The sequence below is a fragment of the Variovorax sp. 05L425 genome, assembly GCF_056397705.1.
The window spans coordinates 1-9,151 of record NZ_JBFTNY010000050.1 but is presented as its reverse complement, the minus strand read 5'-3'; the positions used below and the strand labels follow the sequence as shown (position 1 = coordinate 9,151).

Annotated in this window: 11 protein-coding genes; 5 read left to right on the top strand and 6 right to left on the bottom strand. The window is 64.6% G+C overall.

What is annotated here, in order from left to right:
• The coding region (locus AC1DN9_RS29575) for a tripartite tricarboxylate transporter permease (protein WP_478105936.1) at positions 1–546 on the top strand (546 nt) is incomplete at its 5' end.
• Between the two features lie 21 nt (positions 547–567).
• On the opposite strand, the gene AC1DN9_RS29570 is transcribed toward AC1DN9_RS29575, so the two are convergent.
• From AC1DN9_RS29570 to AC1DN9_RS29560, 3 genes are all read right to left on the bottom strand, one after another.
• A complete protein-coding gene (locus AC1DN9_RS29570) occupies positions 568–1,689 on the bottom strand; it encodes an adenylate/guanylate cyclase domain-containing protein (RefSeq protein WP_478105935.1) in 1,122 nt (373 codons plus the stop codon).
• Positions 1,690–1,750: 61 nt separating this feature from the next.
• Complete coding sequence (locus tag AC1DN9_RS29565; protein WP_478105934.1) at positions 1,751–2,128, bottom strand: response regulator; 378 nt, start codon at positions 2,126–2,128, stop codon at positions 1,751–1,753.
• Positions 2,125–4,593: a sensor histidine kinase gene (locus AC1DN9_RS29560; RefSeq protein ID WP_478105933.1), complete on the bottom strand. Its 2,469-nt coding sequence runs from the start codon at positions 4,591–4,593 to the stop codon at positions 2,125–2,127. The genes AC1DN9_RS29565 and AC1DN9_RS29560 overlap by 4 nt, the downstream gene beginning before the upstream one ends.
• A gap of 143 nt (positions 4,594–4,736) precedes the next feature.
• On the opposite strand from AC1DN9_RS29560, the gene AC1DN9_RS29555 reads away from it, so the two are divergent.
• A complete protein-coding gene (locus tag AC1DN9_RS29555; protein WP_478105932.1) occupies positions 4,737–5,720 on the top strand; it encodes an ABC transporter substrate-binding protein in 984 nt (327 codons plus the stop codon).
• 25 nt (positions 5,721–5,745) lie between these two features.
• Here AC1DN9_RS29555 and AC1DN9_RS29550 read toward each other — a convergent pair whose 3' ends face one another.
• Positions 5,746–6,297 (bottom strand): N-acetyltransferase family protein, encoded by a 552-nt coding sequence (locus tag AC1DN9_RS29550; protein ID WP_478105931.1) that lies wholly within the window; start codon positions 6,295–6,297, stop codon positions 5,746–5,748.
• A gap of 204 nt (positions 6,298–6,501) precedes the next feature.
• On the opposite strand from AC1DN9_RS29550, the gene AC1DN9_RS29545 reads away from it, so the two are divergent.
• Positions 6,502–6,843, top strand: coding sequence for a hypothetical protein (locus AC1DN9_RS29545; RefSeq protein WP_478105930.1), 342 nt, complete (start codon positions 6,502–6,504; stop codon positions 6,841–6,843).
• A gap of 19 nt (positions 6,844–6,862) precedes the next feature.
• The gene (locus AC1DN9_RS29540) at positions 6,863–7,273 is read left to right on the top strand and encodes an SRPBCC family protein (protein ID WP_478105929.1); all 411 of its coding nucleotides are present in this window, start codon (positions 6,863–6,865) and stop codon (positions 7,271–7,273) included.
• A 9-nt stretch (positions 7,274–7,282) separates the two neighbouring features.
• Here AC1DN9_RS29540 and AC1DN9_RS29535 read toward each other — a convergent pair whose 3' ends face one another.
• Entirely contained in the window at positions 7,283–7,543 is a 261-nt protein-coding gene (locus AC1DN9_RS29535; protein WP_478105928.1) for a hypothetical protein, read from the bottom strand.
• Between the two features lie 189 nt (positions 7,544–7,732).
• Complete coding sequence (locus tag AC1DN9_RS29530; protein ID WP_478105927.1) at positions 7,733–8,047, bottom strand: hypothetical protein; 315 nt, start codon at positions 8,045–8,047, stop codon at positions 7,733–7,735.
• A 449-nt stretch (positions 8,048–8,496) separates the two neighbouring features.
• Here AC1DN9_RS29530 and AC1DN9_RS29525 point away from each other — a divergent pair, with 449 nt between their 5' ends.
• Positions 8,497–8,949, top strand: coding sequence for a VOC family protein (locus AC1DN9_RS29525; protein WP_478105926.1), 453 nt, complete (start codon positions 8,497–8,499; stop codon positions 8,947–8,949).
• The last annotated feature ends 202 nt before the right edge of the window (positions 8,950–9,151 follow it).

Sequence of the window (9,151 nt, the reverse complement as noted above, 5' to 3'; positions counted from 1 at the left end):
ACGCTGGGCATCCCGCCCAACGCCGTGATGGCGCTGATGGTGGGCGCGATGACCATCCACAACATCCAGCCCGGCCCGCAGGTGATGACCAGCAACCCCGAGCTCTTCTGGGGCCTGATCGCCTCGATGTGGATCGGCAACGCGATGCTGATCATCCTGAACCTGCCGCTGATCGGCATGTGGATCAAGCTGCTGACGGTGCCCTACAAGTTCCTCTTCCCGGCCATCGTGCTGTTCTGCGCGATCGGGGTGTACTCGACCAACAACAACACCTTCGACGTGTGGATGGTCGCGGCCTTCGGCTTCATCGGCTACCTGTTCCTGAAACTGCGCACCGAGCCCGCGCCGCTGCTGCTGGGCTTCATCCTGGGGCCGATGATGGAAGAGAACCTGCGCCGCGCGCTGCTGCTGTCGCGCGGCAACTGGAGCGTGTTCATCACGCGGCCGCTGTCGGCAGGCCTGCTGGTGGCCGCCTGCCTGCTGCTGGGCATCGTGCTGCTGCCTTCGATCAAGGCCAAGCGCGAAGAGGCCTTCGTGGAGGACTGACCGGCCTCGCGTCGATCAGAGTCAAGTGGTGGGCACGACCCGCCACGCGGACACCTTGCGCTGGAACCCCTTGAGTTCCAGTTCGCCCGCCGGCTGCGTCGACCACTCGGCGTTCGGCGCCAGGTCCTGCAACGCGCCCTCCACGCGTTGCGAGATGAGGATTTCTCCGCTCGCGGCTTCCCCGCACAGCCGGGCCGCGAGGTTGGTCACCGTGCCGATGGCGCCGTAGTCGATGCGCCCATCGAAGCCGATGCCGCCGAGCGTCGCGAAGCCTTGTGCAATGCCGACGCCCATGTGCAGGTCATAGCCCCGCCGGCGCCATTGCACGCTGAGCGCGGCCATCTCCTGCTGCATCTGCAACGCCATGCGCAACGCGCGCACGGGCGCGTCGGCCACCGGCTGCGGATCGTTGAAGAAGATCATCATCCCGTCGCCGGAGAAGCGCTCCAGCGTGCCCTCGTGCGCCACCACCAGCCGCCCCATCGCGGCGTGGTACTGGGCCAGCACGGCCATCACCTCCTCCGGGTCGGCCGTTTCGGTGAAGGCCGTGAAGCCCCGCAGGTCGAGAAAGACGACGGTGATCTCGCGCCGATGGCTTTGCAGCGGATCGTCGGCACCGCCGGCAAGGATCGCCTCCGCCAGTTGCGGCGAGAAGAAGCGCTTGAGCTGGCCCACGCGCTCGAGCAGCCGCACGCTCTCGGCCACGCGTTGTTCCAGCGTGGCGTTCCATGCCTGCAGCTCGGCCCTTTGCCGCTGCACTTCGTCGTAGAGCGTCTTCACCCGCAGCAGGGAGCGCACGCGGGCCAGCAACTCCGGCTGGTTGATGGGCTTGCTCAGGAAGTCGTCCGCGCCGGCGTTCAGGCCGTTCATGCGTTCCTGTTCAGGGTCCAGGGCTGTCACCAGCACCACGGGCAGCACCGTCAAAGTGGGATCAGCGCGGATGGCCCGGCAGACGTCATAGCCGTTCATGCCCGGCATCATCACGTCGAGCAGCACGAGGTCCGGTGGATTGGCCGCGATGCTCGCCAGCGCCTCTTCGCCGGACGCGGCCGTGCTCGTGCGGTAGCCGCGCGCGGTCAGGACGTCCGAGAGCAGCCTGACGTTTGTCGCCAGGTCGTCGACGACGAGGATGTGTGCGCTCATCGAGTGACCTCCGTGCTCCGCACTGCGGTGCGAGCTTGCTTGGGGCGGCCCGGCGCGGCGCTCATTTCGGACGCCCCTCGCTGAGAACCCGCGCCACGACCGCCAGGAAGTGCTTGAGCGAGATGGGCTTGGTGAGGTAGGCATCGAAGCCCGAGGCGACGATGTTGCGCTGCTCTTCCGGCATGACCGAGGCCGACACCGCAATGACAGGGACGCCGTTCAACGTCGGTTCTTCGCGAATGCGCCGCAATGCAGCGATGCCGTCCATGCCGGGCAATTGGATGTCCATCAGGATGAGGTCGGGCCGATGGGCGATCGCGAGCCGCACGCCTTCCACGCCGTTCGTGGCCTCCAGCGTGGCGTGGCCCTGGTGCTGGAGGATGTCGCGCACCAGCTTCATGTTCTTGTCGTTGTCTTCGACGATCAGGACCGTGCTCATTCCGCGGTCTCCAATCTCCGCAGCGGCAGCAACAGCGTGAAGGTCGAGCCTTCGCCGAGGCGGCTTTCGATGGTGAGCGTTCCGCCATGCAGTTGCGCGAACCGTCGGGCGAGCGACAGGCCCAGCCCGGTACCTTCGGCCTTGCGAAGGTAGTCGCTGCCGACCTGGCGGAATTCGTCGAACACCGTGGCGTGGTCTTCGGGCGCGATGCCCACGCCGGTGTCGGCCACGCTCACCTCGGCCATCGCGCCACCGTCGGTCTCGATGCGCCGGGCGGTCAAGCGTACACGCCCGCCGGCGGGCGTGAACTTCACGGCGTTCGACAGCAGGTTCACCACGATCTGCTTGACCTTGCGCGCATCGGCCACCCATTCGGTCAGACCCTCGCCGACCTCCAGCGCGATCGAAAGCCTGTTGCGCTGCGCGCGCTCCCGCACGAGCGTCAGGGCGTTGTCCAGCAGCATGCCGAGGTCGAAGCTGCTCAGGTCCAGCTCCATGCGTCCCGCTTCGATCTTCGACAGGTCCAGCACGTCGTTGATCAGTGTCAGCAGGTGCTGACCCGACGAGTGGATGTCGCGCAGGTACTCCATCTGCTTGTCGTTGAGTTCGCCGAACATGCGTTCGGTCAGCACCTCGGAGAAGCCGATGATCGCGTTCAGCGGCGTCCGCAGTTCGTGCGACATGTTCGCTAGGAACTCCGACTTGTGCTGGTTGGCCACCTCGAGCTGGCGGCTCTTGTCCTCGATCTCCTGGAAGAGACGCGCGTTCTGGATGGCGATCACCGCCTGGTCGGCGAAGGTCTCGACGAGACGAATCTCCGCGCTCGAAAACGGTCGCACCTCTCTTCGAACGACCGCGATGATGCCGAAGGATGCACCCTCGCGCACCATGGGAACGCCCAGCACAGTCCGGAATCCGTGGCGCGACTGGGGCTCGCGCGAATCGGCGTATTCGGAATCGACCAGCAGGGCGACATCCTCGACGTGCACGGTGCGGCGTTCGACGAAGGCGCGTCCCACCACCGATCCGCGGGTCAGCGGCAGGATTTCGTCGCGGCCGGTGGCAGAGCCATCCCTGACGCCCTGGTAGCCGGTCATCGAGCGCAAGTGGTCGCCCTCCGGCAGCCAGACCCGGCATCCGTGCGCCTTGCAAAGCACCGCCGAGCGTTCCGCAACGGCCCAGAGCACGGGCTGGAGGTCCGTCAAGGAGCGGCTGATGACCCGGAGGATCTCCGCCGTCGCGGTCTGGTATTCGAGCGCCGAGGTCAGTTCGGCGGTGCGCCGCTCGACCTTGCGTTCCAGTTCGCCGTACGACTCGCGCAGCTGCGCCGACATGCGATTGAACTGCTGTGCCAGGCCTTCGAGTTCGTCCCCGGTGTCGACGACGATCTGCTGGTTCAGGTCGCCCTGGCCGATGCGCCGCGCGCCCCGCGACAGCGTGCGGATCGGCTGCACCATGCTGCGCGCCAATACCGACGCCGCCAGCGCGGAGATCGCCAGGCCGGCCAACAGCAGCACGGCGGCGCGCAGGAACGACGCATTCAGCTTGGCGTAGACCTCGCCGATCGGCTGCTCGACGAACACCTTCCAGCCCAGAGGCTGGATCGGCGCCATCGACGTCAGCACGGTCGCGCCGTGAAGATCGTGCGACACCATTGCCTCCTCTTCCCGGGTGCCGTCGGCCGCGGCCGCCTGGACGTGCGGCAATGACGCCAGGCTGGTCTTGCGCAGCACCAGCCCGATGTCGGGGTCCGCCACGAGCAGCCCGTTGCTGTCGACCACATAGGCCTTGCCCTTCTGGCCGATCTGGATGCGCGAGACGACGTCCCAGATGAACTTGAGATTCAGCTCGGCCACGGTGACGGGCCCCTTCTGGCCGCCGGAGCGGATCGCGACCGTCATGTAGGGCTCGGTGTCACGGTTGAAATACACCGGCCCGAACCAGGTCGCATCGGGCACGGCGTTGCGAAACGGCGCCTCGGACGACCTGTCCTTGCCGGAACCCAGGACGTCCATGCCCAGCCGTGACACCGCGATCTGCTCGCGGCCGGCGCGATCGAGCTGCGCGATGTCGGTCACCTCGGGCGTCTGGCGCAGCAGTCGCCAGAACTCCGTGCGCCGCGATTCGAGGTCCGACGCGTCGAGCTGGGCCAGCGACGCGTAGGTCAGCTGCTGGGAAATCTGTTCGACGTACTGCGCGATCCGCGAAGCCGCACCCACGGCCTTTTCATGCTGCAAGCTGGCCAGCGCGGCCTTGTTCTCCTGGTACGAAAAGTAAAGGCTGATCACGCTCGACGCCAGCAACACTGTCGTGACGAGCGAAAGAAGCAGGAGGAAGTATTTGCGAAACAGGCGCCCACGGTGAACGTCCCGCGTGACGGGCGAGAACACCTTGAAGCGCCGGCCGGGGGCCGTCGGCGCGAGCTCGCCCGAAAGCGAAGCTGGAGACGAATCCGGGAGTGGCATGGGTGCACCATTGGACATCGCCATCTCCACAGTGGGAAGTCCGCAGGACGCGTAGGCCTATTGGCCGACCTGCCGAGTCGCGCGAGGCGCCGATCTCGGGCGCAAAATCGCTCTTTGGGGAGGACGGGCAACGAGGAGATATCGTGCGCTGCAAGTTCTGGGGGCTTTTTCTCTGCACCGCGCTGGCGCTTGCCGGTCCTCTTGCGCGGGCTCAGCAGCCGAAGAAGATGCCGCACATTGGCTATCTGGCGGCCGTTTCGGCCACGGCCGACGCGCCGCGACTGGAGGCTTTCCGGCAAGGACTCCGCAATCTCGGCTATGTCGAAGGGCAGAACATCCTGTTCGACTCCCGCCACGAAAGCGAAGACCTGCAGCGTCTTCCCAGCCTCGCCGCCGAACTGCTCCGCATGGATGTCGACGTGCTCGTCACGGTGACGACCAACGCCGCGCAGGCAGCGAAGAAGACGACTTCGACGGTGCCCATCGTCTTCATGGGCGTGACCGACCCTGTCGCAGCCGGACTGGCCGAGAGCCTTGCACGTCCGGGTGGCAACAGCACGGGCGTCACCAACGTGGCGGCCATCCTCACCGGCAAGAGGCTGGAGCTTCTCAAGGAGTCCGATCCCAAGATCGTCCGCGTGGCGGTGCTCTGGGACCCGCTAGCCCCCGGCTCCGTGCCGCAGTGGGAGGCCAGCCAGGTGCCCGCCGAGAAGCTGGGCCTTCAGCTTCATTCGATGCAGACCAGCAGCGCCGAAAGTTATGCGACAGCGTTCAAGCAAGCTGTCGCGGCGCGCGCCGATGCGGTGTGGGTCACGTTGAACCCCGTGGCCAACTCCAACCAGAAACTGATCGCGGAACTGGCCATCGAAAACGGATTGCCGTCGATCTGCGCGCGCGGCGACTATGCGGAAAACGGCTGCCTGATGGCCTACGGCCCCGGCTACGTCAACGAGGGCAAGGACGGCGCGCGCTACGTCGACCGGATCCTGAAAGGCGCCAAGCCCGCCGACCTGCCGATCGAACAGCCGACGAAGTTCGAGTTGATCGTGAACCTGAAGACTGCGAAGCGGATCGGCTTCACTGTCCCGCAGGCGGTGCTGAATCGCGCGGACAAGGTGATTCAGTGAACACCATGTCCGTTTGAGGGCGCGATCAACCATCCTTCGGCTGCGAGGGCGTGTCCAGGTGGAGTTGGTAGAAAGTCGCGTCGAGCCAACGTCCGAACTTGAAGCCCACCTGGTTGAATGTCCCGCAACGACTGAATCCGAGTCGCTCGTGCAGGCCGATGCTGCCTTCATTGCTGGCGTCGATGCAGCCGATGAGAACATGCACCTCTGCCAGTCGCGCCCGGCGTATCAACTCCAGCATCAGCAGCTTGCCGAGGCCGCGCCCGCGGTGCGCATGGTGCACATAGACGCTGTGCTCCACCGTGTACTTGTAGGCGGGAAAAGCGCGGAACGTTCCCCAGCTTGCGAAGGCGAGCAACGTGCCCGCGTCGTCGACCGCGCCGACAACAGGAAAGTTGCCGGCGCGCTTCGCCGCGAACCAGGTGGCGATCGCCTGGGGCGGTCGTGGCACGTAATCGTAGAGGGCGGTCGAGTTGACGATGGCTTCGTTCAATATGTCCAGGATGGACATGCCGTATTCGGCTTCGCTGCAGTCGATGAGCCGCACTTGGGCATCAGGCGAGGCTGTGGGGGACATTCAAGCTCCGTTTCTGGTTGCAGGCAGTCCGCTGTCATGGCAGATCACCACGAGGTATCCGGCCGCGCGCGAACTCGGGTTGGAAGTGGTCGCTGAGACTACAGCGTACTGGAGGCTCTGTGCGGCCGGCCACCTGCGGACGTTCAGCGGCAATGCAGAATGCGGTCTGTTTGAGCCGACCGCCAGTATCCCGAGGAGTCAACGATGTCGAGAGCGTGGTACAGAACAGTCGCAGCGGCGATGTGTGTCATCGCGATGAGCGGAGCCGCTGCGCAAGCCGACGAGCGAGCCCCGGTGTCCACACGAGCGCGACTCACGTCCTCGTACGAGGAACCCGGCGGAAAGGTCTACGTCCGATTGAAGCTGCTGCCCAGGTCCAAGATTCCCTTCACGACGCAGGCCTTCAGGCTGCCCGACCGTTCGCTGTTGGCTGATATTCCTGAAGGCTCGTGGGTCAAGTTCACCTCGAAGCACATCGACGGCGAAAACACTCTGACGTCGATTCACGCCGTCGCGGAGTGCAAGCGGTTTGAGCCATGCGAATGAAGCCGGCAATTTCGCAATCATGGTCACGTCGCGTGAAGCAGTGGTAGTCAGCCAGGCTGTCGATGTCTCGGCAGACGAGGTCTACGCCTTCGCCCGTCGAATGGACAATCTGCCGCTTTGGGCATCCGGCTTGGCCAAGGGTATCGAGCAACGTGATGGCAAATGGTTTGCCGACTCGCCGATGGGACAGGTCGAAGTGGAGATGGCCCCCGCGAATTCATTCGGCGTTCTCGACCACGATGTCACGCTTCCGAATGGCGTCAGCGTGCACAACGCGTTCCGGGTCACACCCTGCGGAGACGGCAGCCTGCTGACCTTTGTCGTCCTTCGATCGGGCGGCGTCAGCCAGGAGGACTTCGATGCGGATGTCGCGCATGTACGTCGAGACCTGGCCGCGCTGAAGCAACTGCTTGAGCAGCGAGCGCCGTGACCCGACGACTCAGTCGCGGTCAACGAAGACACCCAGGCAGAGTGCCGCGCCCACGACGTACAGCAACCAGGTCTGCGGAATCACGTAGGGATAAAGCATCAGGGCGACGCCGAGCCATTTGCTTCGCGGACGACCGGCGCGCTTTCCGTACCGGTAGACCGCGATTCCGATGAGGCCGAACAGTACGGCACCGATGATGTAGGCCGGGCTCGGGAGCGAGATCCCGAGCGACTGCAGTGCCTCGAAGCTGTCCATGGGAGGTTGGGTCAAGAATGGAGGGGAGAGGAGAGCTCCTCTGAACGCCAGCAGCTTATAGGAGTTCAAAGTCAAGAGGTGGTGCGTGCTCGGACACATCGCAGCGAATGGCCGTCTGCGGCCGCCCTCCTCGTGACCTGGCCGCGCAAAACAATGCCGTGATGACTGTCGTCGCGCAGATCGTGGCGGTCGCCGGATGACCGCTCATTCCGCCGGATGCATCAATGCGATGGTCGCCTTGGCAGCGTGCAGGCGACGTTCGAATTCCGCCTTGATCAGAGCCAGGAGGGCTTCGATTTCGACGAGGCTGACATTGCTCTCGGCGCTGCGCAGACCAGGCGCGTGAAGCAGCAGGTTGTGCACGCATGCAGCGGCGCGATGCGCTTCGTTCAGTGCGCCGATTTCGACAGTGGCCTGCCTGGACAACGCGGCGAGATCGTCTCCGGACTTGTGGAGCGGGTTCTCGCCGCTGTGCGAGACGTTGGGGTGGCGCGCGGGCGCGCAAGTAGGGTGGACCATGAACGGCCTCCAAGGATTGCTGTTTGCTACAACCGCCGCGCCCGCTTCCAAACGGAGGGCGGCAGCTCGAACGGGTTGGAAGACCGGGCAATCCAAGGAAAACCGGCGAGCCTCGCGGCTCCCCGTCCAAGCCGCCAAAAAATGGTGGCGCGAACAGCGAAGCCGCAGTCCCTGTGCGGGACGACTGCGGCTTGCGTTCTCAGATTGCTTCGGGCTTCCAAACCCGATCACGCCTTTTTTGACGTGATGGGGCGCAGTATATCGATGGGCATCTGTTGGTTGCACGTCGACCGATTGCGCCCGGCCCCGGTGCAACGGAAGTGGTATCTGGGCCTATGCTCGCGTGCTACCGCAGTCGCCAGGAGCGGTCCTTAGCGAACGACCGCTTTAGGTCACCCCCTCGGGGGATGTTGATGGCCTCCAACTTGGGCTCCAAAGTGAGGAGAGGTATGACGCTTAAACGCATGGACAACGTCCTTATCGTTGTCGACGATCTTGAAGCCACCAAGGCGTTTTTCATCGAACTGGGCCTCAAGCTCGAGGGCGAAACGACAGTCGAAGGGCCTTTGGTCGGACGACTGATCGGGCTCAAGGATGTCCGCGCCACTCTCGCGATGATGAGGACTCCCGATGGACAGGGCATTGAGCTGGACAAGTTCCACACGCCCAACGCGATCAGGTTTGGTCCCGTGGACCCACCGGTGAACACGCTGGGCATCCGTCGCATCATGTTCGCCGTCGATGACATCGACGCTATCGTCGCGAGCATGCGCGACCACGGGGCCGAACTCATCGGCGAAATGCAGTACGCGGATACGTACCGTCTGGCCTACATCCGCGGGCCAGAGGGCATCATCGTCGCGCTTGCCGAGCAGCTCGGCGGAGGCATGCCTGGCGTATAACCCCTCCATCGAGCGGCAGCCAATGTCTGGTTCGCCACCGACCGGCTACAGGCGGCCGAGGCTGTGTGGAAACTCCCTTGATGGTCACCTATATTGAGCCAATCCGTCTGAACGAGGTGGTGGCCCATGAAGCGATTCATCGAAGGCGAGGACCGTCAGCAGGTCACTCTGCTGCCAGAGTGCCTTGACGACTACATCGGTG